This window comes from Nocardiopsis sp. NPDC007018, assembly GCF_040635075.1.
In the GTDB taxonomy this organism is placed as follows: Bacteria; Actinomycetota; Actinomycetes; order Streptosporangiales; family Streptosporangiaceae; genus Nocardiopsis.
The window spans coordinates 1-26,203 of sequence record NZ_JBEYHA010000038.1 but is presented as its reverse complement, the minus strand read 5'-3'; the positions used below and the strand labels follow the sequence as shown (position 1 = coordinate 26,203).

Below are 26,203 nucleotides of genomic sequence, written 5' to 3'. Positions count from 1 at the left end.
GTGTGTGGTGTTCGCCGGTACCTCGTGGCGGCGGTCGGCTCCTCGACCCGTGCAGGTCCTCTATGCCCTCGATGTAGCGCTGGCGCAACTCGCCGCGTTTGCCTTGGAAGACGTGCCATCCCGGGGCGTGGCGGGACTTGATCCCCCTAGGTTTCGTCGTCCAGGTGGGTGAGTAAGTGCTGGATCAGTGGTGGCGGACGGTGACGTCGAAGCGGGACCGGGGCCAGGTGTTCAGGGTGAAGACCGGGCACCGGAGAGAGCCTGACAGCAGGCCGTACAGGTAGTCGGTGGCGGCCACGGTGTGGCGGGCCCAGACGGAGCTCCGACAGCCGTCGGCGATGACCGCCCAATCGTCGGGGTCGCCGACAGCCTCCAGATAGAGGTCGTTGCCGTTGTCGTCCGACCCCAGGATCAGCAGGTCATTGATGACGACGTCCCAGTCCCCCTCGGCCTTGTGGTCACCGGACCAGCGTTTTTCGTGGCCGCCCCGGATCGGGATGACGTCAGCCTTGTACACCTGCCTGAGATCCTCGCGGCGTCCTGCGGAGTACGTCAGGAGCCTCTCATTAATGCCGAAGCTGAACCGGTTGTCCACCTCCACAGCGTTGTGGCCGATCCGTGCGAAGAACTCGCGCAGGTCCGAGGGCATAGGCAGAGCGGGCGGCGGACCGGCCCGTTCCGGAGGACCTTCGGGGAACAGCAGTTCGATAAGTGCGCTAACGGCGGGCACGGGCCGTCCTCTCGCCCGGGGGATGGGGACAGAGTGTCTCATCCGGCAGGGACGATCGGAGCATCCAACCGTAGGAGATCGTGGTGGTGATGGCGCTGAAGCCCAGGCGGTGGTGCACAAGCCGGGGTCACACGACGGTTCTCAGCCTCCTGTGCGCATGCACCTGGAAACGCTGCGCGAACGCTCCCAGCAGTTGGCCCAGGGGGCGGGGAGGGTGAGGTCGCTCCGCGAATATCCGGATCGGAGCGGCCGGTGGCGGTAAGCCGGAACCGGGGCCCGAGCTGTCCGTCGTCCCTGCCGTCAGCGAACAGCGACCGGTGCGCATCGGTGACGCCCGTACCTCCACCGCCCGCCAGGAGCTGGCCGCCCTGCGCCGGGGCGAGTGCCACGAGAAGTTCGAGGAGGTGCTGGCGAGCTCGCCGTGATCGACGTGAGCGCGCGGTGGACATCGCCTCGCGCATCATACGGGTCCTGGGGGAGCCGGTTGAGATCCGGCCCATCATGGGCGAGGACCGGGTGAGGGGCCGGGCGCCGCCGAGCACGGCGTCCGGACCCTGGATCACCGGTGGGTCAGGCGGTGAAGTTGAGGACGAAGTCGAACTCGGCGAGCTGTCCGGAGCCGTCGTTGGTGACGTTCATCAGCAGGCGCGGGTCGAAGAGCATGTCGGTGCCGTTGCGCGGTTCGCCGGGGAAGTAGAGCTGGGTGGTCAGGACCGGCTGGTTGGGGGCCTGGAGTTTGACGTGCAGGTGGCGGGCGCGGCCGGGGTAGAGGCCCGGGACGATGGTCGTGAGGTGGAAGGCGCCCTCGGCGTCGGTGAACTGGTGGCCCCGGTAGTCGTAGCCGACGTTGTCGTAGCCTCCGGCGTTGTCGGCCTGCCAGAAGTCGACCAGCGCGTTGGGGACGGGGCGGCAGTTGCGGGAGAACACGTAGCCGGACACGGCCAGCGCCACACCGGGGTGGCCGGGGACGACCAGGTCGGTGCGCTGGGGGGAGTTCGGCTTGAAGTAGGGGCCCTCCATCTGCGGGGGCGTGGGGTCGTCGCCGTCGTCGCACTGGGGGGTGGGTGCCAGGGTGCGGCCCTGTTCGGCGGCGTCGCGGGCCAGTGCGGGGGCGGCTCCTGCGGTGGTGGACAGGAGTGCGGCGGCGGGGGCCGCGACCAGGGCGGCCTTGAGCAGGCTCTTACGGGTGGGGCCGCCCTGATCGGGCTGGTCCTGCTCGGGGCGGTCGTCGCGCTCGGCCATGGGGGTGCTCCTCGTAGCGGGAAGAGGGGGAGGCGGTGGCTGCGCCTCCCTGCGGGTGAGCACGAGATTACGTTCCGTTGGCGGGGTGGGCGATGGACGGATCTCGGGGGGCGTGGTGTTTCTCGGGGACCGTGGGGGAGTCGTGGCGGAAGGCGCCGGGGGTGGTGCCGGTCTCGCGGCGGAAGAACCGGCAGAAGTAGGCGGGGTCGTGGAAGCCGACGGTGCGGGCGATGGCGGCCACGGTCAGGTCGGTGCCGACCAGGAGGCGTTGGGCCTCCAGGATGCGGGTGCCGCGCAGGAGGGCGCCGGGGGTGCGTCCGGTGGCGTGTTTGACGGCGTCGGCCAGGTGGCCGGGGGTGACCCCGAGGTGGGCCGCGGCCTGGGCCACGGTGGTTCCGGCGGCGGTGGCGGGGTGGTCGAGCAGGCTCAGGAAGCGTTCGCCGAGGGCGTCGGCGGTGGGTGGTGCAGGACGGGGGTCGCGGTCGTAGGAGCGGGCGGTGCGGGTGAGGAGGACGTGCAGGTAGGCGCGCAGGATGGAGGCCATGCCGGTGCCGCGTGCGCGGAACTCGTGGTGCATCTCGTCGAGGAGGGCGGTGATCTGTTGCGCGGCGTCGGGGGCGGGGGTGTGCCAGGGGCGTCGGGTGGCCAGGCGTCGGAGGAGCGCGCGGTCCTGGGGGTGGTCGAGGAGGAAGGAGTCCTCCAGGAGGAGGACGCGGCCCTGCACGTTGTGGGCGCGGTCCCAGTGGTGGACCTGACCGGCGGCCAGGATGCCCAGGTTGGGCGGGGTGATGGGCCATCGGTGCAGGTCGATGACGTGGTCGCCGGTTCCGGAGGTGACGTGGACGATCTCGTGGAAGGTGTGGCGGTGCGGGAAGGCGGCCCGGGACAGGGGGCCGATGGTGTCGAAGGTCCCGATGGCGAAGGGCAGGTGCCGCGGGGCGGGGACCTCCAGCCGGTGGAGTTCCAGGGGGGAGGAGGTGCGCATGGGCGCTCTCCTACCCGGGGTCGGGGGCCCTACTCCGGCGGGGCCGGTGGTTCGGGGAGCCGGAGGACGTCGTCCCGGAGGCGGGCGCACGGTTCACTCCCCGCCTCCGCCGTCCCCGCCGCCGTACGGTCATGGCGCGGCGGGTGAGCGGCGGTGTCCTCATCAGGCCACGCGGGACGCGGTCGCCTTCAGCGGCCGTGCGGGCGCTCCCGCACCGGCGCCATGACGCGGTGGTCGCCGTTGAGCCACTCCTGGGCGTCCGCGTTCAGGTCGTGGGGGTAGCCGGGGGTGAAGTCGGCGAGCGCGTCGAGTTCGGCCATGGTCTCCTGCGGCAGGCGCACGTGGAGTGACCCGAGGGTGTCGGCGAGCTGCTCCGCCCGGCTGGCTCCGAGGATGGGGTGGATGCGCGGTGACCGGTGCAGGGCCCACGCGGTGGCGACCTGGGACGGGGTGGCGTCCAGCTCCCGGGCCACGCGCCCGATGAGGCGGGCGGCCCGGTGCTGGTGCTCGGTGACGGTGGCGGGGTCGACCCGGCCGTGCGCGGTGGCGCCGGTGTCGGTGTAGCGGCCGGAGAGCACACCGGCGGCGAGGCCGTTGTAGGTGGCCAGGCTGAGCCCGTGGGAGCGCGCCATCGGCAGCAGTTCGCGTTCGATGTCGCGGTGCAGCGGGTTGTAGGGGACCTGGAGCGCGACGAAGGGGGTCCACCCGTGGTGCCGGGCCAGGGTGTTGGCCTCGGCCACGACCCATGCGGGCAGGTTGGAGGCCCCCGCGTACAGCACCTTGCCCGCGCGTACGGCGTCGTCCAGGGCGCGCATGGTCTCCACGACAGGCGTGTACTCGTCCCAGGCGTGCACCCACAGCAGGTCGACGTGGTCGGTGCGCAGACGGCGCAGACTCCGGTCGAGGCTGCGGGTGAGGTTACGGCGGTGGCTGCCGCCGGAGTTGGCGTCGCGCGGGTCGCGGGGGAGGGTGAACTTGGTGGAGATCACGAACCGTTCCCGGCGGCCCTGGAGGAGTTCGCCGAGGACGGCCTCGCTGTCACCGTAGGCGGAGGCGGTGTCGATGAGGTTGCCGCCCGCCTCTTCGTAGAGGTCGACGGCGCGGCGGGCCTGGTCGGGGTCGGCCAGGGTCATGGCGCCGAGGAGGAGTTGGGAGACGCGGAGCCCGGAGGGGCCCAGGAGCTGGTAGCGCATCAGTGCACGTCCCTGGCGGAGATGTCGAAGGCGTCGGAGTCGATGCCGTAGGTGAGGACGCGGGTCGGGTGGATGCTGATCCAGGCGGAGTCGAAGGGCATGGTGGCGTCGAGCCGCCGTTCCACCTCCTCACCGCCGCTGGTGTGGGTGCGGGCCCGCCCTCGGATCTCGATGCCACGCGGGGTCCAGGGGTCCTGGGAGGCGAGGTCGTCCACGAGGAAGGCGACCTCCGGGTGCCGGGCGGCGTCGCGGAACTTCTTACTCCGCCCCATGTGGGTTCCCTGGTGGCCCGCGACCACGATCGTGTCGTTGTCGGTGTCCACGAAGACTCCCACCGCGGTGATGTGGGGCCTGCCGTTCGGGCCCACTGTGGCCAGGCGCCCCAGGGGCTGGCTCTTGAGGTAGTCGATCTCGTTGGGTGTGAATCTCATGGGCCCAGTCTGTGGCGGTGGGCCGTCCCGGAGGGAGACCGTGGCGATCCTGGCCCTGAGGGGGCCAGGATCGCCACGGCGTGCGCTCGTACACTCGGCGCATGGATCACTCGGACATGGGCGCGTTCCTGCGGGAGTGCCGGGAGGCGACCCCTCCGGAGCGGGTGGGGTTGCCGGTGGGACGGCGCCGCCGTACCCCGGGACTGCGGCGGGCGGAACTGGCCACCCTGTCGGGGGTGAGCGTGGACTACCTGACACGGCTGGAACAGGGACGTGACCGCAACCCCTCCCCGCAGGTGCTGGTGGCGTTGGCCGACGCGATGGGGTTGACGGTGGGTGCGCGCGTGCGGTTGCGCAACCTGTCGAAGGTGGCTTCGGGGGCGGGGGCGCTGTGTCCGGGCGGGATGCCTCCCGAACGTGAGGTGCGGGCGGGTACACGGGCGGTGCTGGAACGGTTGGAGCCCGCTCCGGCGGTGGTGTTCAACCGGCTGGGGGAGGCGCTCGCGTACACGGCGGGGTACGAACGCCTGGCGGGCCCCCTGGGTGTTCTGGACACGGCGGGCGACCAGCCGTCGAACCGGGTGTGGTTCGTCTTCGCCGACGACCGTGCCCGGCGTGCCTACCCGGACTGGGACGCGGTGGCCGACGCCCGGCTGGCGGAGTTGCGTGCGGAGGCCGCGCCCGATGATCCGCACCTGGCGCATCTGGTGGAGGAGCTGGAGATCGTGGGCGGCGCGCCGTTCACCGATCGGATGGCGGCCCCCGCTGGGGCACCGTCGAACTCGGGAGTGGAGCGATGGGCGCACCCGGTGGTGGGGGAAGTGCGGTTGTCGTACGAGCGGTGGGACGGTGAGGGCCAGTACCTGGTGGTGTACCTGCCCGCCGACGAGGTGACCGCCGCGGCGTTGGAGCGGCTCGACCGTGTGCCTCTGCGTGTGGTGGGCGGCACCGGGGCGGGTTCGGGAGGCGAGGGGTGAGGTTCTGGTGGGGTTGGTGCGCGGGTGAAGGGTGTGGTGGGTGTCCGGCCGGGGCCGGACACCGGCGGCGCTCGCCGTGTCAGGGCCGGGGCGCCTTGGTGCCGTGGGTGGCGGCGTACTCCTCGGCCAGCCACGGTGCCAGGTCCTCGACCAGGTCGGTGAGGAGCGCGCGATCGGCGCCGGGGCGGCGGGCCGTGCGGGCGGCCGTGCGCATCTGCTCGCGGCGGTCGGGGTGGTAGTGGCCGAACACGTCGGCGGCCAGGTCCAGGTCACTGGTCCATCCTCCCCAGGAGGGCATGACCAGGGTGAGTCCGGTGCGGGTGAGTCGGCGGGCCGCGCCCCGGCTCAGCGCCCGCAGCTCGTCGTCGGTCGCGGCCCGGGCCAGACGGGTGCGCCAGCGTGGCAGCACCAGGGGCAGGTCGCCGTTGGTCTCGCGGGCCAGGAGGCTCGTGGGCCGGTACCTGGGGAGGCGGTCGGCCAGGTCGGGGCCGGTGAGCGGGGTGCACAGACAGGCCACGAAGAATCCGCCGTCGTGGCGTTCGAGCGCGCCGGTGAGGCGGGGCACGTCGTCCACCAGGATGCCGCCGCCGTCGATCTGGGGAAAGCGGTCGTCGAGCTCCTCCAGGAGGCGGGCCGCGTCGGCGCGTTCGGTGCTGTCGGGCTCGGTGTGCAGGGCCACCAAGGCGTCCAGGTCGGAGACTCCGGGGACGGCGGTGCCACGGGGGATGCTGCCGTACAGGTAGGCGCTGTGCATGCGTGCGCCGTAGACCTCGCCGAGCCGGGTGCGCAGGGCCCGCACCACCGGGGCGAAGTCGGCGGTGACGCGGTCGGGTGATCCCTCCCGGTCGATGGTGCCGTCGGGGCGCAGTCCCCGTACGGGGGGAAGCGGTGTCACGGGGGGTTCTCCTTGGGCGCGGGGGTCAGGTGAGGGGGTGCCAGGCCCACAGGTTGGGTTCGTCGTAGACGCCGTGGTCGGCGGCCAGGTCGATGGTCACGGGGGCCAGGGCGCCGTCGACGACGTGGCGTCCGCTTCCGGGAAAGTCCATCGCGGCCCACCGCCGCCACTCGGCCACGGTGCCCTCCACACGCATGGACCTCTCACAGGGGTGGAGCAGGCGCGCGCCCAGACGTTGGTGGGTGCGCAGCCAGGGGTCCAGGGCCAGGCCGTCCGTCTCGCGGGTCCAGGTGGCGTATTCGGCCATGGGGATCAGCGGGTAGCGGTGCTTGAGCGTGGGTCGCAGGGGTGCGGCCAGCGCCGTCAGGCCGTGGCGGGTGGCGGTGTCGCGCAGGGCCTGGGCCATGACGGCGCTGACCCCGGCGCCCTGGTGACGGGTGGACACGGCGATGTAGAGGGCGCAGGCGATGGTGGGTTCGCGCCCGGCGTCCCTGTCCGCAAAGGCCTGTTCCAGGGCCCAGGCGAAACCGGCGTCGGGGAGTTCGTCGGGGGAGCCGCGCCAGGCCAGGGGGACGCTGTTGGCGCGGGCGATGACCTCCTCTCCCCGCACGAGGGCGAGCTGGTGGTCGCCGAACTCCTCGGCGAGGCGGCCCCAGTACCGGCCCGCGACCGTGTCGTGGAACATCAGCTCGGGGCCGGGGTTGAGCTCGGGGCGTTCCAGGACCTTGGCGAGGTCGGGGCGCTGGGCCAGCGTGACGATCGGCATGGGTGCATCGTGGCAGGGCCCCGTAGACGGGGGCAAGCGGATTCCGGCCGGTCAGCGGATCGGGGTGGTGCTGGCACCACCGCCACGGGTGGGTGGGGGTGGAGCCGTAAGAGGGTGCTCGCGTCATCGTGCCCGCCGTACCCGCGGTTCTAGCGTTGGTGGTGTCAGAGAGCCTGGCGTACGAGGAACCTCGGGAGAGTCATGATCGCGGCGGGCCCATCCACCCTCACGGACCCGGAGCCGTTGCGCTACGAGCGCGCTCACGGGTACGGCGTCCGCCTGTTGGCGTGTGACGGAACCGAGGACGGGCGGATCGTGGAGGAGTTGGGGGACGCGGCCACCGCGGACCACGTGGCGGTGCTGGTTCCGGGCAACGACAACTACCTCGGCAACTACTTCAACCAGCGGCGGGCCACCCGGCCGCGCGCCAATGGCGAGACGCTGTTGCGCACGATGCGTGAGGTGGCTCCGCGTGAGCGGGTGGCGGTGGTGGTGTGGGTGGGGTACCGCACGCCGCGCGGGTTCGGTGAGGCGGTCTCGCGCCGCCCGGCGATGGCGGGGGCCGCCGACCTGGTGCGGTTGACCCATTTCCTGCCGAGGTCGGCGCGGGTGACGCTCGTGGGCCACAGCTACGGCACGGTGGTGTGCGGTCTGGCGCTGGGGCGGGGCCGGGTCAGTGACTGTGTGGCGCTGGGCAGCCCGGGCATGGGAACGCGTTCGCGGGAGGAGTTGGGTTTCTCGGGGAACCTGTGGGCGGCCCAGGGGCCCGGGGACTGGATTCGGTTCTTTCCCCGGGGCCGAGTGGGAGAGGTGGGGCACGGGCCCTCGCCGATGCGCGACGGGTACGGGGCCCGGATCTTCGAGACCGGTGACATCCCGGGGCACTGCTCGTACTACCGAGCGGGCAGTGAGTCGGTGCGCAACGTCGCGCGGATCGCGGTGGGCCGCTACACGGAGGTGACGCCGGTGGCGGTGCCGCGTGCGCGCCGACCGTACCCGGAGCCCGTGGTGGAGGCGGTGGCCTCGTGAGCGCGGAACCGGTGATCCTGGCCGAGGGGGTGCGCAAGCTCTACCCGGGTGGCGGGGCGGCCCTGGACGGGATGGACCTGGCCGTGGCTCCGGGGACGGTGCACGGGCTGTTGGGGCCCAACGGCGCGGGCAAGACGACGTCGGTGCGGGTGTTGGCCACCCTGTTGGGGTTCGACGGAGGGCGGGCTCGGGTGGCCGGTGCGGACGTGGCCTCGCAGGCGCGGCTGGTGCGTTCGCGGATCGGTTTCGTGGGCCAGTACGCGGCGGTGGACGAGGTCCTCAGCGGTCGCCGCAACCTGGAGATGTTCGGCCGCCTCTACCACCTGGGGAGGAGACGGTCGCGGGAGCGGGCCCGGGAGCTGCTGGAGCGGTTCGACCTGACCGGGGCGGCGGACCGTTCGGTGCGCACGTACTCGGGTGGGATGCGCCGCCGGTTGGACCTGGCCGCGGGTCTGGTGCTCGACCCCCGGGTGCTGTTCCTGGACGAGCCCACCACCGGGTTGGACCCGCGTAGCCGGGCGCGGGTGTGGCGGGCGGTGCGCGAGCTGGTCGAGGGCGGTACGACGGTGTTGCTGACCACCCAGTACCTGGAGGAGGCCGACCGGTTGGCGGACCGGGTGTCGGTGCTGGACCGGGGCCGGGTGATCGCCGAGGGCAGTCCGGAGGAGCTCAAGTCGAGGGTGGGCGGCGGCCGGGTGGAGGTCGTGGTGGCCGGTGCGGGTGAGTTGCCGGTGGCGGCGCGGGTGCTGGGACGGATGTCCGGGGCGCCTCTGGAGGTGGACCGGGACTCGCTGCGGGTGAGCGCGCCGGTGCGTGGTCGCGGTGCCGCCCTGACCAAGGTGGTGCGGGCCCTGGACGAGGCGGGGTTGGACGTGGAGGACATCGCGTTGCGGCGGCCGACGTTGGACGACGTGTTCCTGGGGCTGACCGGTCGGCCCGGCGCGGGGTCGAGTGAGGGCCGCGCAGAGACGGAGGAGGGGTCGTGACCCTGGTGCGGACGGAACCGGTCGAGAGCGCGGGCGCGGATGTGCCCGGGCCGGTGGGCGACGGCGGCGGTCTGCGGGGGCCGCGCGCGTGGGCGGGGCGGGCGGGGTGGGCGGTGGCCGACTCCGCCGTGGTGGCGCGGCGCTACCTGGCCCACCTGGTGTACAAGCCCGACGAGGTGGTCGGGACGCTGCTCATTCCGGTGCTGGCGGTCCTGCTGTTCGGTTTCGTCTTCGGGGAGGCGATGGGTGCGGCCCTGGGGGTGGGGGGAGAGGACTACCGTGACTTCCTCATGCCGGGCCTGTTCGCGTTGACGATGGCGTTCGGGATCGGGAACACGACGATCGCCGTGGTCACGGACGTGGGCCGGGGGGTGGTGGACCGGTTCCGGACGATGCCGATGGCGCCCTCGGCGCTGTTGGTGGGGCGGAGTATGGCCGACGCGGTCTCGGCGGTGGTGGACCTTGCGGTTCTGGTGGGCATGGGGTTGCTGGTGGGATGGCAGTGGCACCTGGGGCCGTGGCGTGCGCTGGCGGCGCTGGGGTTGCTATTGCTGCTGCGGGTGGCGTTCACGTGGATCGGGATCTATCTGGGGTTGTTGGTGCGTGGGCCCGAGTCGGCGATGAAGTTCTTCTCGCTGGTGTTCCCGTTGGCGATGGTGGCCGAGACCTTCGTCCCGACGGAGGTGATCCCGCCGTGGTTGGCGCCGGTGGCGGAGTGGAACCCGTTGTCGGCCACGGTCCTGGCCTGTCGTGAGCTGTTCGGGAACACGACGGTCGCGGGTGAGTCGTGGGTGGCGCAGAACGCCGTGGTGATGGCGGTGGTGTGGCCGCTGGTGTTGGTGGCGGTGTTCGTTCCGCTGGCGTTGCGGCGCTACCGGAGGCTGGGGCGCTGACACGCGGGGGTGTGTGCGGGGCGCGCACTCCCCCTCCGCGCGTTCGCGGGGACGGGCCCCGGGCGGGTGCGACCCGGGCGCGCACGCACTTCGCGGGCAGGCGGGCGCGTGGGGCCCGCGGGATTGACCTCAACCGGACTTGAGGTAGCAGGATCGGGCAGGAGCGGGAAACGGCTTCCCGCCTACGACCATGAGGAGCGCACGTGGACACGGACGCCGGGTTCGTATCGATCATCGACTACACCACCGACGGGCACACCACCCAGAGGGAGCTGGTGTCGGCGTTCGCCGAGATCCAGGAACGGTGGGTGCGCTTCTACCCCGGGTTCCACTCGGCCCGGTTCCACGCGAGCACCGACGGCACACGCGTGTACAACGTCGTGCGGTGGGAGGATGAGGCCGCCTACCGCGCGTTCGTGGAGGAGTCCGACACCGAGGGGCGCATGGCCGCCATCATCGCCGCCCTGGACGGGTTGTCCGGTACCGCCGAGCCGCGTATGAGCGGGGTGCCCACCTACGAGGTCGTGCGCGAGGTCGCGCCCGGCCCGCGCCGGGTCGGACCGTAACCCCCTGGGCCGTGGTTCGAAACGGCCGCCCCGGGGTCGGTCAACGGTGCCCGGGGCTGTCCCGGTAGGTCGACAGGTGGTGCTCCAGCTCGGCCGCCCCGCGCAGGAGCGCCCGTCCCCGGATGCCGAGCCGTCGGTCCCACGCGTCCAGGGTGGCCTCCATCGGCCCGAGCCCGCCGGCCGCCCGGACCTGGGTGATGAGCGGGGCGATCCCTTCGAGCGAGTGGCCCCCGCGTCGCAGCTGGTGGACCAGGCGGGCGTCGCGCACGGCTGAAGCGTCGTAGACGCGGTAGCCGGTCCGGGGGTCGCGGTCGGGGTGCACGAGCCCGGCCCGTTCCCACTTGCGGAGCGTGGCGGGGCGCAGGCCGAGTCGGTCGGCCAGCGGACCGATGAGGACGGGGCCCGGCTCGGGGACCTCGCGGGTGAGACCGGAGAGTACGGGGGCCGGGGCGTGTTCGGGCGCGGGTGCGGCGGCCTCCAGGTCGCGCAGGGCTTCACGCACGGAGGCGAGGGTGCGGCGGTCGTCGAGCAGCTGGGCGTGGCTGAGGTCGACCTCGTTCAGGGCCGCCTCGACTTGGCCGTGGTTGACCGCCCGCATGATCGCGGCGGCCCGCTGGTGGCCGTGGCCGGGCACCAGGGCCAGGAAGGCGCGCAGCGCGCAGGCGTGCGCCGGGGTGTAGGCGCGGTGGCCGGAGGGGGTGCGTTCGGCGGCCGGGAGGATGCCGTCCGCCTCGTAGTTCCTGACCGCCTGGGTGGACAGGCCGTGCCGACGGGCGAGGTCGATGGGCCGCAGGCGCACCGCGCTTTGAGGGTTTGTCGCCATGTCATCGAGGATATCTCCGCAAAGCCTCAACCGAGGGTTCAGAGATACCGTCGAAGACATGGCTTTGCGGACGAAGGACACCATCAGAACGTTCGGTGCGGCCTCGGTGATGGGGCTGTTCCCCGAGCGGCCGCACGTGCTCGCCCTGGGCGAGCCCACCCACGACGACGGCACGCTGCTCCGGGCCCGCGACGACCTGCTGCGGGGCCTTGTGGAGGAGGGCTACCGCACCATCGCCCTGGAGAGCGACTGTCTGCGGGGGATGGTCGTCGACGAGTACGTCACCTGGGGGCACGGACGGTTCGACGACGTCATGGAGCGCGGGTTCAGCCACGGTTTCGGCTCCTACGAAGGCAACCGCGAGCTCGTGAGGTGGATGCGGGACCGCAACATGGGGCTCCCCGAGGAGCGGCGGGTGCGCTTTGCCGGATTCGACGGGCCGCTGGAGATCTCGGGCGCCGAGAGCCCCCGCCAGGCCCTGTGCGCCCTGTACGACCACCTCGCCGAGCGGCTCGGGGAGGACCTGTTGCCGTGTACCGCCGAGCGGCTGGACGACCTGTTGGGCTCGGACGGGCCCTGGGCCGACCAGCAGGCGATGGCGGACCCGTCCCGGTCGGTGGGGCGCACGCCCCAGGCCCGCGACCTGCGGTGGATCGCCGACGACCTGGTGGCGCTGCTGGACGCCCAGCGACCGTACCTGTTGGAGGCGACCTCCCCCGCCGAGGTGGAGCGGGCCGAGGTGTACGGGCGCACGGCGGTGGGGCTGCTGCGGTACCACCACTGGTTGGCCGACACCTCGCCCGCGCGGATCACCCGGCTGTTGGGGGTGCGGGACCAGATGATGGCCCACCATCTGACGGCCCTGGCCGAACGCGGCCCCGTCCTGGTGCACGCGCACAACTCCCACTTGCAACGGGAACGCAGTTCGATGCGGATGTGGCAGGGGTTGACGGAGTGGTGGAGCGCGGGGTCCCTGCTGGCGTCGCGGTGGGGCCGGGGGTACGGGTTCGTGCCCATGGCCCTGGGCACGATGCGGCACCACGGGGTCGCAGAGCCGGTTCCGGGGAGTGTCGAGGGGGAGTTGTACGCGCTGGGCGAGGAGCGGTGCGTGGTGGACGCCCGTGGGCTGGCGCGGGCACTGGGCGGGAAGGAGGTCGAACAGCGGGAGTCGGCGTGGTTCGGGTACGCCCCGCTGGACCCGGCGCACCTGGCGGACGCCGACGGGCTGGTGTTCGTACGGGAGGCCGCCCCCTCCGGGGCGGCGGACGGCGGCGGGACCACCAAGGGGTAGGGGCACCTCCTGGTGGCGGCCGGGCGGGTCGGGGGTCACCGCCGACGCGTGGGTGGGCTGGCGGCGCCCCCGGATCACTGGGGTCCGCGCCCTCGCCTCGCGGACCGACGAGCCCCGGGAGTGGAGACGGCTTCGAGGATCACCTCACGGTTGGGGGAGAGCGGCACCCCCGATGCCCACGTCCTCCTCCGCGACGGACGAGCGGGGCCGGTCGTGGGGCCGCGCCCCCGCGACACCGGTGACCGACGCCGAACGGCGCCGCCTCAGCCGCCCCTACCGGGTTCCCGCCCTATCCTGTCCCCACACACCCGGGAGGAAGACACGTTGGACGCTCCCACCGAACGGCTCCGCCCGATCGACCTGGCCCGTGCCGCCGGTATCTCCACCCAGCAGGTACGCAACCACGCCGACGAGGGGGTCCTACCGCCGACCGACCGCACCCCCAGCGGGTACCGCGTCTTCACCGACCGGCACCGCAGGGCCCTGCTCGCCTTCCGCGCCCTGTACACCGGGTTCGGCGGTACCGCCGCCCGCACGGTCATGGCCGCCGTGCACGAGGGCGACCTCCCCCGGGCCCTGGAGACGATCGACGCCGCCCACCACGCGCTGCACGAGCAACGCACCGCCCTGCGCGCCGCCGGACGTGCCCTGGAGGCGGTCGCCGAGCACGCCCCCGAGGCCCCGACCGCGCCCGGGGGCGACCTGCGTATCGGTGAACTCGCCGCCCACCTGGGGGTACGCACCTCGACGCTGCGGGTCTGGGAGGACGCCGGACTCCTCGCCCCCCGCCGCGAGCACCCCACCGGGTACCGCCTCTACTCTCCCGCCGACGTCCGCGAGGCCCGCATGGTCCACCTGCTGCGCCAGGTCCGTTACCCGCTCCCGGACATACCTCCGGTGCTCGGCGAGCTGCGCCGGGGCGGCGACAGCCGGGCCCTGCGCACCGCCCTGGCCCAGCGGGCGGACGAGCTCGTCCGGCGTTCCCGGGCCATGCTCACCGCCGCCGCCCTCCTGGACGACTACGCGCGCACCACGTGACCCGGGCCCGCGCCGGGCCGCCCGCTCACTCACCGAAGGGGTCGGCGCCCGGCTCCAGGGCGAACACCTTGCCCGGGTTGAAGATCCCCCTCGGGTCCAGCGCGGCCTTGACCGCCCGGTGCATGTCCAGCACCTGCGGCCCCAGCTCGTCGGCCGCGCCGCGCATCTTCAACAGCCCCACCCCGTGCTCACCGGTGACCGTACCGCCGACCGCCAGGGCCTCGTCCACGATCACCTCGAAGGCCTGCTTGGCCCGGCTCTTGGCGTCCTCGTCACCGGCCGGGACGATGAACAGGGGGTGCAGGTTTCCGTCACCCGCGTGAGCGATGTTCCCGATACGGGTGTCGAATCGCCGCCCCGCCGCCTCGATCGCCTCCAACATGTGCGGGACCCGGGACTTGGGCACGCACACGTCCTCGGTCAACAGCGGCCCCAACCGCTCCAACGCGGGGTAGGCCAGCCGCCGGGCCTGGAACAGCGCCTCGGCCTCCTCCTCGTCGGTGGAGCGGACCGCGTACACCGCCTTCTCCCGCTCGAAGCACTCCAGGATGCGGTCGGCCTCCTCCTGGCCTGAGGTCCCGGGCAGGTCGCTGCGGGCCAACAGCAGTACCTCGCCCTCGGCGGACAGCCCCATGTTCTTCCACTCGTCCACCGCCTGGAGGCAGAACCGGTCGATCAGCTCCAGTGCCGAGGGCACGATGCCCGCCGCGGCGACGGCCGCCACCGCGCGGCCCGCGTCGGTCAGGGAGTCGAAGTAGCCCACCACCGTGTGCTCCACGCCCCGGCGCAACGGCACCAGACGGAGCGTCACCTCGGTCACCAGACCCAACGTGCCCTCCGAGCCCACCATGAGCCCGGCCAGGTCGTACCCGGTCACGCCCTTGGCGGTGGTCCTGCCCAGCCGCACGACCTCGCCCGAGCCCACCACAGCCTCCATGCCGAGCACGTAGTCCCGGGTGACCCCGTACTTCACGCAGCACAGCCCGCCGGCGTTGGTGGCCACGTTCCCGCCGATGGTCGACCACGGAGCGGACGCCGGGTCCGGCGGGTACCACAGGCCGTCGCGGGCCACCAACGCGCGCAGCTCCTCGTTGACCACCCCCGGTTGCACCGTGGCGGTCTGCTGCACGGTGTCGACCTCCAGCACGCGATCCATCCGTTCGAAGGAGACCACCACCCAGCCCCGACCGGCGTTGGCCGCGCCGGAGAGCCCGGTCCCGGCGCCGCGTCCCACGACCGCGACCCCGTTCCGGGCACACACGCGAACCACCTCGGCGACGTCGGCGGTGTCCCGGGGCCGTACCACGGCCGCGGGGGCTCCGTAGGGCGCCCACTCGGCCTCGTCATGCGAGTAGCCCTCCATCACGGCGGGATCGGTGACCACCTGTCCGGTACCGACCGCGGCCACCAGCTCCTCGACGACCCCCGGCATGGGACCCCTCCTTCACCCTGTGTGGCGGCGCTCACTGCGCCGACGCTGCCCAGCACTCTAACCGGCCCCGACCTCGCACCCGTCACCCGAGTATCAGGACAAACACCCACGAACCATCACGCCACAGCTGGGCAAAGCACGACGAAAACCGGCCAGACATCACCAAAACCGGACCAGCTCGGTGTTAGCTTGGTCGACCAACGCCCGGACACCACCCACGGCCGCGGAGGTGGGCACATGAGCACGATCCTGGTCACCGGCGCCACCGGCACCCTCGGGACCCACGTCGTCGAACGACTACGCCGCACCGACCACCGGGTCCACACCCTCAGCCGCCACCCCGACCCCCGCGACCCGCTCTCCCATGCCGTCGACCTACGCACCGGGGAAGGGCTCGACACCGCGCTGGAGGGCGTCGACACCGTCGTCCACTGCGCCAGCACCCCCACCGGCGGCGACATCCCCGCCGCCACCCACCTGCTGCGCGCCGCCCGGGCCCACGGCGTCGCCCATCTGGTCTACGTCTCCATCGTCGGCTGCGACCGGGTCCCCCTCGGCTACTACCGGACCAAGCACACCGTCGAGGAGGCCCTGCTCGCCTCCGGCCTGGGCGTGACCGTGCTGCGCGCCACCCAGTTCCACCAGCTGGTCGCGGCGGTCTGCGCCCGGGCCGCCCGTCTGCCGGTGATGCCCTACCCCGACGTCGACGTGCAGCCCGTCGACCCCGCCGATGTCGCCCTGCGCCTGGCCCGCCTGGCCCAGGAGGAACCCGCCGGACGCGTTCCCGACCTGGGCGGCCTCCGGGTCGAGTCCTTCCACGACCTGGCCCGCGCCTACCTGGACGCCACCGGGGCCCGGCGCCGCCTCCTGCCGCTGCGCCTGCCCGGCGCGGTCTTCGCCGCCTACCGATCCGGGGCGCACCTGACCCCGGAGCACGCCGTGGGCCGCACCACCTTCGCCGAGTACCTGGAACGTGCCTGAACACCACCGCGGGACGGACCGCCCGACCCCGGTTCCGGGGGTCCGGGCGGACGGTGTGTGCCGGACGGCGGACGCTGTGGCAGATTCGGGGGTATGGACGACGAACTCACCCCGGTACTGGAGGCGGTGGGGCCCCGGCTGCGGGCCCTGCGCCGGGACCGGGGCACCACACTGGCGGGGCTGTCGGAGCAGACCGGGATCTCGGTGAGCACCCTGTCCCGGTTGGAGTCGGGGCGAAGGCGCCCCACCCTGGAGCTCCTGTTGCCCCTGTCCCGGGTGTACGAGGTGCCCCTGGACCGGCTCGTGGGGCAGCCGCCGGTCCACGACCCACGGGTCAGACGCGGTGCGTTCGTGCGCCACGGAGTCACCTACGTGCCGCTCAACCGCAGACCGGGCGGGCTCCAGGCCTACCGCATCACCAACCCGACGCCCAACGCGCCGCTCAGCGTCCCGGCCGACCAGATCGAGCAGCGCACCCATGAGGGCCACGACTGGCTCTACGTCCTGGAGGGGCGGCTACGGCTGGTTCTGGGAGAGCACGACATGGTGCTGGAGCCCGGCGAGGTCGCCGAGTTCGACACCCGTATCCCGCACGCCCTGGTCAATCCCGGGCCGGGACCCGTGGAGTACCTCGGCCTGTTCGGTCCCCAGGGGGAGCGGGCCCACGTGCGGGTGCGCCCCCGGCAGGACACGGAAAAGAGCGCGGAACCGGGCGGGGAGTGAGCGGCGTCTCAGGGGTGGAGAGCACCACTGAGAGGAAGATCCCCCATGTCTGGTGGCACCCTGGCGATCCTGGCGATCGCCGTCGTCATCATCATCGCCATCGCGGTGATGGCCTCCGCCGCCGAACGGCAGCGCGCGGAGGCGCTGGAGTCCTGGGCCCGGGAACGGGGCTGGAACTACGACCGGGAACGCCCCGAGCTGGTCGACCGGTTCAGCGGCACGCCCTTCCGGTCGGGTCGTTCCAACGCCAAGGCCCGGCACGTCCTGACCGCCGACCACCGAGGGCAGCGGGTCCTGGCGTTCGAGTACAGCTACACCACGACCAGCCACAACGGTCAGAACACGACCACGACCACCCACTGCTTCACCGTGGTGACGGTGTCCACCCCCGCCACCCCGGTACTGGAGGTGCGGCTGGAACACCTCGGGCACGCCCTGCTGGGCCTCGTGGGCGTGCACGACCTCCAGGTGGGGGAGCGGGTCTTCGACCAGGCCTTCCGGATCACCGCACAGGAGGACGCGTTCGCCCTGGCGGTGCTGGAGCCGGGAGTGCGGGCGTGGCTGCTGGAGGACCCCGAGGGGCGGGTTCCGTTTCGCTTCTCGGGCGACCACCTCCTCGGCTGGAGCTCGGGCAGGATCGATCCGGACACCGTGGTGGCCGGGGCCGACACCCTCATCGACCTGGTCGAGCGGGTCCCCGCCCAGGTCTGGGAGGGGACCCGGGGCTGAGGTCAGGGGCGCATACCGGGCGGGAAACCCGTCCAGCGCAGTTCCTCCGGCAGGTGGGTGAGATCGTTGAGGGTGATGACGGAGGCCGGTGAGCCCGGCGTGTAGCGGATGACGGTGAGTCCGGCGTTGGCCGCGCCCACGCTCACCCACCGCCAGGGCGGGGCGTCCAGGGCCGACGTCACCAGCCACCCCACGAGGTAGGCGTGGGTGATGACCACCTCACGGCGTTCGGACTCCCCCTCGGCGGGGCCGGTGAGGAGTTCCAGGGCCCGCCGTCCGAGTTCGGGCGAGCGTTCGGCGGCCGGTACCCGGCCCAGGAAGTCCAGCACCCCGTCGGCGTGGGTGTCGGGGAGTTCCTCGCGCCGGGGCAGGTAGGGGGCGTAGTCACCGGCCTCCGGGAGCTCCACGGGAACCACGTCCTCCAGGTGCGCGGCCACCAGACCGGCGGTCAGCGCGGCACGGGGCAGGCCGCCGTGCCGGAGCGTGTGGGGGGCGAACCCGGCCAGGCGTGCTCCGAGTAGGTCTGCTTGAAGGCGTCCGACGTCCGTGAGTTCCCCTGACTCCGGATCGGCCTGGGCGTGACGGGCCAGGTAGAGATGACGGGTGGCGGGCACGGGCGGCCCCCTTCCGTTGGGTCGCTGAGAGCGTTCCCTCCTGTGACTCGGTTCGCGGGCGCGTGGTTCGCCCGTGCGTGTTTCGGGTGCGGCGCGCGGGTGAGGGGAGCGGCCCGAGCGGGTAGGGCCGCACATGTCGGCGGACCCGCACGGGGCCGCGTATCCGAGAAGTACACGGGGGACACGATGGCTGACCCACTCGCCGGACGACAGGTCGCGATCCTGGCCGCGGACGGCGTCGAACAGGTGGAACTGGTCGAACCACGGCGCGCGCTGGTCGGGGCCGGGGCCCGGGTGGACCTGGTCTCGCCGCACAGCGGGCAGATCCAGGCCATGAACGGGGACATCGAACCAGCCGACCGGTTCGACGTGGACCGGGAGGTGTCGGGGGTCGGTGTCGACGACTACGACGCGCTCGTGATCCCGGGCGGCACGATCAATCCCGACAACCTGAGGTCGGACGCCGACGCGGTGCGGTTGGTGCGTGACTTCGTGGCACGGGGCAAACCGGTCGCCGCCATCTGCCACGGTCCCTGGGTGCTGGTGGAGGCCGACGTGGTGCGCGGGCGCACCGTCACCTCCTACCCGAGCATCCGTACCGACGTCCGCAACGCGGGCGGCACCGTGGTGGAGGAGGAGGTGGTCACCGACCACGGCGTGACCACCAGCCGGAACCCGGACGACCTGCCCGCGTTCTGCGCGCGGATCGTCCGGGAGTTCGCCGCCTGACACGCGCCCCGCTCCCGGACGGGCTCCGGGGGCGGGGGTCGCGAACCGCTGATGCGGTCGCCACCCCGCTCACGGTGAACGCCGGTTCGATAGCACTCACGGAACTCGGGCCGCACCGCCTTGACCGCCACGGGCTCGGCGGGGTCCGGGCCCGAGGCGGACGTTGCCCGTGCCACCGGAGCCCAGGAGCGCGAGGAAGGGGCCGGTCCGGTCCGGGACCTCATCCGATGGTGTGCGTGTCCAGGAGGGTCTGCGGGTCGAGGAACAGCAGGCTGGAACCGCGATCGCCCCGCTCCACGACGACGACGGTCTCCCCGTCGGGGTGCACGGTGACCTCATCGAGGAGGAGGGTGTCGCCCGAGGTCAGTTCCTCGCCCGCGACCACATCCCACCTCCGGCCGCCGTAGTCCTCGCCGACGCCGTTGGGGCCGCCGCCGGACAGCAGCTCCGAGCCGTCGGGGGTGAAGGTGAGGCTGTTCACTTCTCCGGGCGCGTCGAGTTCGAGCACGGTCTCACCCTCGTCCAGGTCGTACAGGACGAGGGTGCCCTGGTCGGGTTGGTGGACGGCGATGACCGGCCGGTCAGGGGCGAAGGCCGAGACGAAGGTGTCGGTGAACTGCACCTCGCCCTGGAGCCCGCCCTGAGGGAACTCGGCGACGGTCTCCCCGCTGTCCACCTCCAGCACCACGGTCCCGACGTCCTCGAAAATGTTGGTCACCGCGACGTGCGCGCCGTCGGGGCTGATCTCGACCCTGGTGGACCCGCCGGCGAAGACGGCGGACTCCACCTCCATGATGATCTCGTCGCCGTCCAGGCTCCTCGACCAGTCCCACACCATCACGGTGTTGGTCTCGAAACCCCTTTGCAGGAAGGCCAGACGGGTCACACTGTCGGCGAGTGAGACCGACTCGTGCGACCGGACGTCGTCGAGGTCCTCGGGGTCGTAGGTGAGGGTCAGCTCGTCGCCCTCGCCGTCACGCCAGATGCCGACGTTCACGATGGCGCCCACCGCCCACATGCCGCGAGCGTTGATGTCGAGGGAGGTGGGCGGTTCGTCGGTGGAGTCGAGGAGCTCGCCCTCACGCCAGTCCCACTCAGTGTGGTTCTGGCTGGTGACGACGTGCATCGTGTCGCCGTCCGGGGAGAAGCGGATGTCGCGCACCACACCGGGCAGGTCCGGGTAGCCGGGGCGGCCCGAGATCTCGCTGTCGGTCTCCTGCGACGAATCCCCCGCTGCCGAACTCCCGTCTGGTCCCCCGGTCGCCCCGTCGACCGCGCCTTCGCCCTCCCAGGTGCGGACGAGGGCGAGCCCGGTCCCGGCGACCAGTACGGCCGCGGCCGCGGCCGCGCAGACGACCAGTGGGGTCCGGTTCGGCTTTGGCACGGGGGGCGCGGCGGGCGGGGCGACGGGGACCGTGCGCATCACACCCTGGAGTTCCCGCTCGCGGTCGCTGATCTCCTTGCTCACCTGTTCGGGGAGCCATCCGTGCTCGGCTGCGGGGAGGGGACCGGCGGACAGGGCGTGCACGATCTCTTCGGAGCCGGGCCGGTCGCCGGGCTCCTTGGCCATGCAGCGCGCGACCAGGTCGCGCAGGTCGCCGTTCGGGAACCCGCCGAGGTCGGGTTCCTCACCCACCACGCGCCGCAGCACCTGGACGGCGGTGCCCTTGCCGAAAGGGGGCCGACCTACCGCAGCGTAGACGACCACACCGGCGAGGGCGAAGACGTCGCTGGCGGCCGTCTGCTCCTCGCCCAGGACCGCCTCGGGCGCGGCGTAGGCGGGGGTGCCGAAGGACTGCCCTGTGCGGGTGAGGACGGTGCCCTCGACGGCGCGGGCGATGCCGAAGTCGATCACCTGGGGGCCGCGCGGCGACAGCAGCACGTTGCCCGGTTTGAGGTCGCGGTGCATCAGACCGGCGCCGTGAATCGCCTGGAGAGCGCGGGCCAGGCCCAGGGCGAGCACGGAGAGGGACTCCTCAGGGAGCGGACCGCCGTCGAGGACGGCCTCCTTGAGGGTGGGGCCGGGGACGTACTCGGTCGCCATCCAGGGGGCGGCGTCCTCGGGCCCGGCGTCCGTGACGGCGGGGGTGAAGGGGCCGCGCACCCGTTGGGCGACCCGGATCTCGCGGTCGAACCTCGCTCGGAAGTCGGCGTTCCTGGCCAGTTCCTTATGGACCACCTTGACGGCGGCCAGCCGCCCGCCCGGGGAGCGTGCCAGGTACACGTGTCCCATGCCGCCCGCGCCGATGCGGGCGAGGAGCCGGTGCGGTCCGATGTGGTCCGGGTCTGAGAGGGTCAGGGGTTTCATGTGGTCTCACCTGGTGCCGTGGGATGGGGGTTCCGGGTCGCGGGGATCACAGGAGCGGGTGGAGGATCTCCAGGGTGTCGGCATCTACGAGGTTGACGCTCCCGTCCTGGTCGATCGCGGCGATGACCCCGCCGTCGGGGTGGAGGGCCAGGGGGCGGGCGAGGTGGTGCTCGCCCTCGTCGGCCATGAGGTCCTCCCCGGTCTCCAGGTCCCAGAGGTGCCCGTGGTTGGTGGACTTCCTGTCGCTGATCTCGGGGTCGTTCCACACGTCCTCGTCCGGGTGGCGGATCGCCCAGCCGACGTGGACGCGTTCGCGTTCCGGGTCGAGGGTGACGTGGGTGAGGTAGGTGTTGGCGGTCCCGATGTAACTGGTCAGCTCGAACGAACCGACCACGGCGCGTCGGCCGAAGTCCCACCAGGTGACGACGCCCCGGTCCACGTGGACGTACTGGTCGTGTCCGGGGACCGCGGCCAGGAAGGTGGAGCTCGAACGGCGCTCCGTGTGCAGGGCCTCGCCGGTGCCGGAGTCCCACACGGTGACGCCCGCGGGGCCGAGGGTGAGGAAGCGGCCGTCGTCGGTGAACCCGGCGTCCGTGACCGGCTCCGTCCCCCAGGCTCCGGTGATCTCGTTGGTGCTGAGGTCGACCAACCCGACCGTCGCCTCGTCCCCGATGAGGCTTATGTTGCCGCCTCTCGCGATCGCCAGACGGGTGCCGTCCGGGGAGAAACGGGCAGTCCTGCCGGAGTACTCGGACTCACCGGCGGGGGTGGGCGGCTCGGGGCGCTCCACGGTCTCTCCGGAGGGGATGTCGTAGGTGGACACCGAACCGATGTCCGAGGCCCTGCTCTCGACCTCTTTGGGCAGCACCACCGCGACCATGCAGCCGACGGGCGCGAACACCGGGTCGCCCGTCTTGTACACGTGCTCGGTCGGGCGGGCGATCTCCACTCCTTCCCGCCAGTCCCACAGGGTGAGCCCGTGGGTGTTGCTGGTCACCGCGAGGAGATCACCGTCGGGGGAGAAGGCGACGTCCATGGCGTCCAGGTCGTCGATCTCCCCAGGAGGGTCGGGGAAACCGGTGCCTTCCAGGCAGCCCGCCTCGGTGATGAGGCCCGTCGCCGCGCGATCGGCGTCCGGGTCGGCCGTCCCTGGAGCGGCTCGCGGACCGAGGGCCCAGACCGCACCCGCGGCGACCAGCGTCAGCGCTGCCCCACCCGCGACCAGGGCGACGGTCCGACGTCGGCGGGGAGCGGGCGAAGCAGCCGCGGGAGGGGCGACGTACAGCAACCGCCGCATGGTTTCCTCGGAGCGCGTGGCGACCTCCCGGACGGCGGGCGGCCAGGGGTCGGGCGCGTACGGGCCGCCGAGCATGTGCACCAGGTCCGTGGCGGCGGGGCGAAGGTTCGGGTCGATCTTCAGGCAGGCGTCCACCAGACCGCGGAACTGGAAGGGGACCCGGTCGAGACCCCGGGGTCCTTCGACTCCACTGGCCGCGAAACACAGTGTGGCCGCCCAGGCGAAGACGTCGGCGGCGGGGGACGGGCCGCCCTCCGGCGGGGCGAACACCGGGGGTGCGCTGTACTCGGGCTCGGTGACCGCCCGCTCGAAGCCCGGATCGGCGATCAGCGCGCAGTGCGGGGAGACCAGCACCCCGTCCGGCCGGAGAGAACCGTGGGCGCGGCCCGTCGCGTGCAGGTCGGCGAGCCCCTGGGCGAGCGCCAGGGCGAGGGGACGCAGGGCCTCGACGGGCAGGGGCCCGAGGCCGTTCACCAGCTCGGCCAGGGTCGGACCGGCCGGTCGGGCCACCGCGACCCACAGGGTGGCCCGCTGGAGGCCGGCGTCCAGAACGGGGGCGACGTAGGTGCTGTGCTGGTCCCGCGCGGTCTCCACCAGGAGGGTGAACGTCTCCCTGAATACCGGGTCGGAGGTGTGTTCGGAGCGCACGATCTTGAGAGCGGCCGCGGGTTGTCCTGGGGCCGAGGCCAGGTAGACGCGGGCGCACGTGTCCTCGCCGAGGCGGGCGTGCAGCCGGTAGGGGCCGACCCGTGGCGGATCGTGGGGGTGCAGGGGATACAGGGGAACCCTCGCCGGTGGTCGTGGGGTCAGCCGAGTCGGCTGTCCTCTTGGAGTGTGAGTGCGTCCAGCAGCATGACGCCCTCCGCGCCCGTGGCCGCGGCGGCGACGGTCTCCCCGTCCGGGTGCGCGACGATGCCCGCGGGGGGCCCGGGGGGCTGCTCCAGGCCCTCGTTCTCGTAGGGCTCACCCGTGGACGCGTGCCAGAGGAGGAGATGGACCTCGTTGGTCAGGTCCGGGAGGAGGTCGGAGACGTAGAGGGCGTAGACCAGGTCGTGGGTGGGGTTGTACGCGATCTCGTACATCAGGCCCGCGAGTTCCTCCCGGTACTCCTCGCTCACCTCGAGCGCCTCGCCGTCTCCACCGGACCCGGGATGCCACACCACGGGGTGGTCCTCGGTCATGTACAGGACCCCGCCGTCGTCGAGGAGGGCGAAACTGTTGTGGCCGTCCCCCAACACGGCGTTCGGGAGGTGCACGACCGTCTCGCCGGTCTCGGTATCCCACAACCACAGTCCGTCGTCCCGGCTGAGCCCGGCGATGTGGGTACCGTCCGGGGAGAAGGCGGCCTGTTTGAAGGTGGTGAGGTCGTCACCCCGGTATCCGGTTCGGTTACCGCTGTCGAGCTCGACGGCCTGGAGACCGACCCCCGGGTCGGTGACGAGGGACCGCCCGTCCGGGGAGAAGGCGGCGAAGTTCACCGTGTGCCCCTCCAGAACCACTTCGTAGTCCCCGGTCGCGAGTGTGTACAGGTGGACTCCGTCGCGGTCCGCGTAGGCGATCCGGCAGTCGTCGGGACTGAACACCGGTGTGACGCTCGTGTATTGGAGGACGAACAGGTCGAGAAGGGCGACCTCGGTGCCGTCTTCCCAGTCCCACAGAGCAATCCCGTCGGTTCCGCCCACGGCGAGGACCGAGCCCCCGTGGGAGAAGGCCAGTCTGGCCCAGTGGCCGTCACCGGGGATGGTCGGCACCGGGGCGGAGGCCTCGGCGAAGGTGTCGGCGACGTCTCGGGGGTCGCACGGTTCAGGAGCCACGGCATCGTCGGGTTCCTCCGCCGTGACCGATGCGCTGATCGCCGAGGCCAGCGGGCGGGCCTGTGTCCAGACCCCCAACCCGACCATGAGGACGACGGCTGTGGCCGCTGCGCCGACGGTCAGCAGGTTGCGCGCCCGGTACCCGGGGAGGTCCCGGCCGGGGGAGGTGGTCCGCAGGAGCGCCCGGTACTCCGATCCCACCCCGTCGACGACCGCGGCGGCGTTCGAGGGCAGCCATCCCCGGGCGTTCGGTGCGGACGGCAGGGGGCCGCCGAGGTCCCGGAGGACCCTGGAGGCGGTGGGGCGCAGCGCGGGGTCCTTGTCCAGGCAGGCGGCGATCAGGTCGTGCAGGGCCGGCGGTACGCCGTCCAAGCGGGGCTTCAGATGGTTGGTGCGGTAGAGCACCGCCGAGGGGTGGCCGTCGCCGAAGGCGCCGATCCCGGTGAGCGCGAACACGAGCAGTCCGCCCAGGGCGAACACGTCGGCGGGCGCACCGCCCTCACCACCGTTCGACACCTCCGGAGCCATGTATCCCGGGGTGCCGAGGATCTTGGTCTCCTCGTCGTCCTGGACCGGCCGTGACTCCTCCACGGCGCGGGCGATGCCGAAGTCGATCACCCGGGGACCGCTCGGCGCCACCATCACGTTGCCGGGTTTGAGGTCCCGGTGGGCGAAGCCCGCGTCGTGCACCCCGACCAGAACCTGGGCGATACCGCGCGCCACGGCGACGGCGGCGGGTTCCGGCAGCGGACCAGCCCTCTCCACCAGCTCCTGGAGGGAGGGGCCCGGAACGTACTCGGTGGCCAGCCACGGAACCTCGTCGTAGGGGCCCGCCGAGTACACGCGGGGGATCTGCTCGCCGTGGACGCGGGTGGCCAGTGCCAGTTCTCGGACGAAGCGCTCACGGAAGTCGGGGTCGTAGGCGTACTCGGCTCGGACGACCTTGACGGCGGCGTGCCGACCGGCTCCGTCCGTGCCCAGGTAGACGTGGCCCATGCCTCCGGAGCCCAACAGGGCCAGGGTCCGGTAGGGGCCGATGCGGCGGGGGTCGTCCGCGGTGAGTGGATGCAAGGTCGCCTCAGCTGATCTCGATGATCACGTCGAAGGTCTGGGGGCGGCAGCGTGTCCCTCCCGAAGGTGACGGAGCCCTCGGGACGCGGGAGACATGGTCGACGAGCAGTGTGTCTCCAGAGGTCACCTCCTCTACGGTCGCCACCTCCCAGGAGCCGTCTTCGAAGCCGGGTACACCCTGCCCGTTCCAGCGTCGCCGAGACGGGCGAGGTGCCCGCGCGGGCCGATGACGTGTCGACAGCTCCGAGGGGTCGCACAGCGGCCGGGTCCTCACCGCGTGCGGTCGCGGAACGTGAAGCCTGGGTACCGGCGGGTCCAGGGGGTTGTGGTACTACGCCAATGTAACCGCTTGGCGACGGAGCTCCCAGGTGTGTGTCCTCTTCCGGTCGTGCCTGAGCGGGTCGAACGGAGTACGGACAGACCGATGCGGTTGACGGCACGCCCTGGCGTGACCCGCGCTCCCCGGCCCCCGGCGCGCACCCGCGTCCACGCGCCGTCCCGGACCGCTGCCGCCCCGGTGCCCCGCCGGCCGCCGTCCCGGAACGGCCGTGGGGCCGCGAACCGTTTGGACGACCTCGGGAACAGCGTTCCCGCCGTGTAGGTGTCCGGCCCGTCGGTGGGCGGGAACCCGCGCCGCGCCACCGAGCGCGACTCGATACC

Annotated in this window: 24 protein-coding genes; 11 read left to right on the top strand and 13 right to left on the bottom strand. The window is 72.4% G+C overall.

The genetic code is table 11. The features are described from left to right. Positions 1 to 184: 184 nt before the first annotated feature. The 5 genes from ABZ635_RS19430 to ABZ635_RS19410 all read right to left on the bottom strand — a co-directional run bounded on the left by ABZ635_RS19430 (position 185) and on the right by ABZ635_RS19410 (position 4,581). Positions 185 to 649 (bottom strand): hypothetical protein, encoded by a 465-nt coding sequence (locus ABZ635_RS19430; protein WP_357766918.1) that lies wholly within the window; start codon positions 647 to 649, stop codon positions 185 to 187. 651 nt (positions 650 to 1,300) lie between these two features. Next, a complete protein-coding gene (locus tag ABZ635_RS19425; RefSeq protein ID WP_357766915.1) occupies positions 1,301 to 1,972 on the bottom strand; it encodes a dioxygenase in 672 nt (223 codons plus the stop codon). Positions 1,973 to 2,039: 67 nt separating this feature from the next. Continuing rightward, entirely contained in the window at positions 2,040 to 2,957 is a 918-nt protein-coding gene (locus ABZ635_RS19420) for an AraC family transcriptional regulator (RefSeq protein WP_357766914.1), read from the bottom strand. Between the two features lie 188 nt (positions 2,958 to 3,145). Next, positions 3,146 to 4,150, bottom strand: coding sequence for an aldo/keto reductase (locus tag ABZ635_RS19415; RefSeq protein ID WP_357766911.1), 1,005 nt, complete (start codon positions 4,148 to 4,150; stop codon positions 3,146 to 3,148). Beyond that, the gene (locus tag ABZ635_RS19410; RefSeq protein WP_357766908.1) at positions 4,150 to 4,581 is read right to left on the bottom strand and encodes a PPOX class F420-dependent oxidoreductase; all 432 of its coding nucleotides are present in this window, start codon (positions 4,579 to 4,581) and stop codon (positions 4,150 to 4,152) included. The genes ABZ635_RS19415 and ABZ635_RS19410 overlap by 1 nt, the downstream gene beginning before the upstream one ends. A 101-nt stretch (positions 4,582 to 4,682) precedes the next feature. On the opposite strand from ABZ635_RS19410, the gene ABZ635_RS19405 reads away from it, so the two are divergent. Then, entirely contained in the window at positions 4,683 to 5,558 is an 876-nt protein-coding gene (locus ABZ635_RS19405) for a helix-turn-helix domain-containing protein (protein ID WP_357766906.1), read from the top strand. 79 nt (positions 5,559 to 5,637) lie between these two features. Here the strand turns inward: ABZ635_RS19405 and ABZ635_RS19400 are convergent, their stop codons facing one another. Then, a complete protein-coding gene (locus tag ABZ635_RS19400; RefSeq protein ID WP_357766903.1) occupies positions 5,638 to 6,453 on the bottom strand; it encodes a nucleotidyltransferase domain-containing protein in 816 nt (271 codons plus the stop codon). 25 nt (positions 6,454 to 6,478) lie between these two features. Further along, complete coding sequence (locus ABZ635_RS19395; protein WP_357766900.1) at positions 6,479 to 7,219, bottom strand: hypothetical protein; 741 nt, start codon at positions 7,217 to 7,219, stop codon at positions 6,479 to 6,481. Positions 7,220 to 7,420: 201 nt separating this feature from the next. Here ABZ635_RS19395 and ABZ635_RS19390 point away from each other — a divergent pair, with 201 nt between their 5' ends. The 4 genes from ABZ635_RS19390 (at position 7,421) to ABZ635_RS19375 (ending at position 10,693) form a co-directional block, all read left to right on the top strand. Further along, positions 7,421 to 8,248 (top strand): alpha/beta hydrolase, encoded by an 828-nt coding sequence (locus ABZ635_RS19390; protein ID WP_357766897.1) that lies wholly within the window; start codon positions 7,421 to 7,423, stop codon positions 8,246 to 8,248. Further along, positions 8,245 to 9,234, top strand: a complete 990-nt coding sequence (locus tag ABZ635_RS19385) for an ATP-binding cassette domain-containing protein (protein ID WP_357766894.1) — start codon at positions 8,245 to 8,247, stop codon at positions 9,232 to 9,234. The genes ABZ635_RS19390 and ABZ635_RS19385 overlap by 4 nt, the downstream gene beginning before the upstream one ends. A gap of 53 nt (positions 9,235 to 9,287) precedes the next feature. Continuing rightward, the gene (locus tag ABZ635_RS19380; RefSeq protein WP_357766991.1) at positions 9,288 to 10,127 is read left to right on the top strand and encodes an ABC transporter permease; all 840 of its coding nucleotides are present in this window, start codon (positions 9,288 to 9,290) and stop codon (positions 10,125 to 10,127) included. A gap of 203 nt (positions 10,128 to 10,330) precedes the next feature. Next, complete coding sequence (locus ABZ635_RS19375) at positions 10,331 to 10,693, top strand: antibiotic biosynthesis monooxygenase (RefSeq protein ID WP_357766890.1); 363 nt, start codon at positions 10,331 to 10,333, stop codon at positions 10,691 to 10,693. A 40-nt stretch (positions 10,694 to 10,733) separates the two neighbouring features. Here the strand turns inward: ABZ635_RS19375 and ABZ635_RS19370 are convergent, their stop codons facing one another. Next, complete coding sequence (locus tag ABZ635_RS19370) at positions 10,734 to 11,516, bottom strand: TioE family transcriptional regulator (protein WP_357766887.1); 783 nt, start codon at positions 11,514 to 11,516, stop codon at positions 10,734 to 10,736. A 58-nt stretch (positions 11,517 to 11,574) separates the two neighbouring features. Here ABZ635_RS19370 and ABZ635_RS19365 point away from each other — a divergent pair, with 58 nt between their 5' ends. Both ABZ635_RS19365 and ABZ635_RS19360 read left to right on the top strand, forming a co-directional pair. Beyond that, positions 11,575 to 12,807 carry an erythromycin esterase family protein gene (locus tag ABZ635_RS19365; protein WP_357766884.1) on the top strand — a complete coding sequence of 411 codons (1,233 nt, stop codon included), beginning with the start codon at positions 11,575 to 11,577 and terminating at the stop codon, positions 12,805 to 12,807. 324 nt (positions 12,808 to 13,131) lie between these two features. Next, positions 13,132 to 13,845 carry a MerR family transcriptional regulator gene (locus tag ABZ635_RS19360; RefSeq protein ID WP_357766881.1) on the top strand — a complete coding sequence of 238 codons (714 nt, stop codon included), beginning with the start codon at positions 13,132 to 13,134 and terminating at the stop codon, positions 13,843 to 13,845. Positions 13,846 to 13,870: 25 nt separating this feature from the next. On the opposite strand, the gene ABZ635_RS19355 is transcribed toward ABZ635_RS19360, so the two are convergent. Further along, positions 13,871 to 15,277: an FAD-linked oxidase C-terminal domain-containing protein gene (locus ABZ635_RS19355; protein ID WP_357766878.1), complete on the bottom strand. Its 1,407-nt coding sequence runs from the start codon at positions 15,275 to 15,277 to the stop codon at positions 13,871 to 13,873. A gap of 237 nt (positions 15,278 to 15,514) precedes the next feature. On the opposite strand from ABZ635_RS19355, the gene ABZ635_RS19350 reads away from it, so the two are divergent. The 3 genes from ABZ635_RS19350 (at position 15,515) to ABZ635_RS19340 (ending at position 17,710) form a co-directional block, all read left to right on the top strand. Then, the gene (locus ABZ635_RS19350; RefSeq protein ID WP_357766876.1) at positions 15,515 to 16,258 is read left to right on the top strand and encodes an NAD(P)H-binding protein; all 744 of its coding nucleotides are present in this window, start codon (positions 15,515 to 15,517) and stop codon (positions 16,256 to 16,258) included. Between the two features lie 93 nt (positions 16,259 to 16,351). Then, the gene (locus tag ABZ635_RS19345; protein ID WP_357766873.1) at positions 16,352 to 16,981 is read left to right on the top strand and encodes an XRE family transcriptional regulator; all 630 of its coding nucleotides are present in this window, start codon (positions 16,352 to 16,354) and stop codon (positions 16,979 to 16,981) included. A 45-nt stretch (positions 16,982 to 17,026) separates the two neighbouring features. Then, complete coding sequence (locus ABZ635_RS19340) at positions 17,027 to 17,710, top strand: hypothetical protein (RefSeq protein WP_357766871.1); 684 nt, start codon at positions 17,027 to 17,029, stop codon at positions 17,708 to 17,710. Between the two features lie 2 nt (positions 17,711 to 17,712). Here the strand turns inward: ABZ635_RS19340 and ABZ635_RS19335 are convergent, their stop codons facing one another. Next, positions 17,713 to 18,324 (bottom strand): histidine phosphatase family protein, encoded by a 612-nt coding sequence (locus ABZ635_RS19335; protein WP_357766869.1) that lies wholly within the window; start codon positions 18,322 to 18,324, stop codon positions 17,713 to 17,715. Between the two features lie 186 nt (positions 18,325 to 18,510). Between ABZ635_RS19335 and ABZ635_RS19330 the strand changes: the two genes are divergently transcribed. Beyond that, complete coding sequence (locus tag ABZ635_RS19330) at positions 18,511 to 19,053, top strand: type 1 glutamine amidotransferase domain-containing protein (RefSeq protein WP_357766866.1); 543 nt, start codon at positions 18,511 to 18,513, stop codon at positions 19,051 to 19,053. Positions 19,054 to 19,273: 220 nt separating this feature from the next. On the opposite strand, the gene ABZ635_RS19325 is transcribed toward ABZ635_RS19330, so the two are convergent. From ABZ635_RS19325 to ABZ635_RS19315, 3 genes are all read right to left on the bottom strand, one after another. Then, positions 19,274 to 21,361, bottom strand: coding sequence for a WD40 repeat domain-containing serine/threonine protein kinase (locus tag ABZ635_RS19325; protein ID WP_357766863.1), 2,088 nt, complete (start codon positions 21,359 to 21,361; stop codon positions 19,274 to 19,276). Positions 21,362 to 21,407: 46 nt separating this feature from the next. Further along, the gene (locus ABZ635_RS19320) at positions 21,408 to 23,306 is read right to left on the bottom strand and encodes a protein kinase family protein (protein WP_357766860.1); all 1,899 of its coding nucleotides are present in this window, start codon (positions 23,304 to 23,306) and stop codon (positions 21,408 to 21,410) included. 158 nt (positions 23,307 to 23,464) lie between these two features. Further along, positions 23,465 to 25,543, bottom strand: coding sequence for a serine/threonine-protein kinase (locus tag ABZ635_RS19315; RefSeq protein ID WP_357766857.1), 2,079 nt, complete (start codon positions 25,541 to 25,543; stop codon positions 23,465 to 23,467). Positions 25,544 to 26,203: the final 660 nt, after the last annotated feature.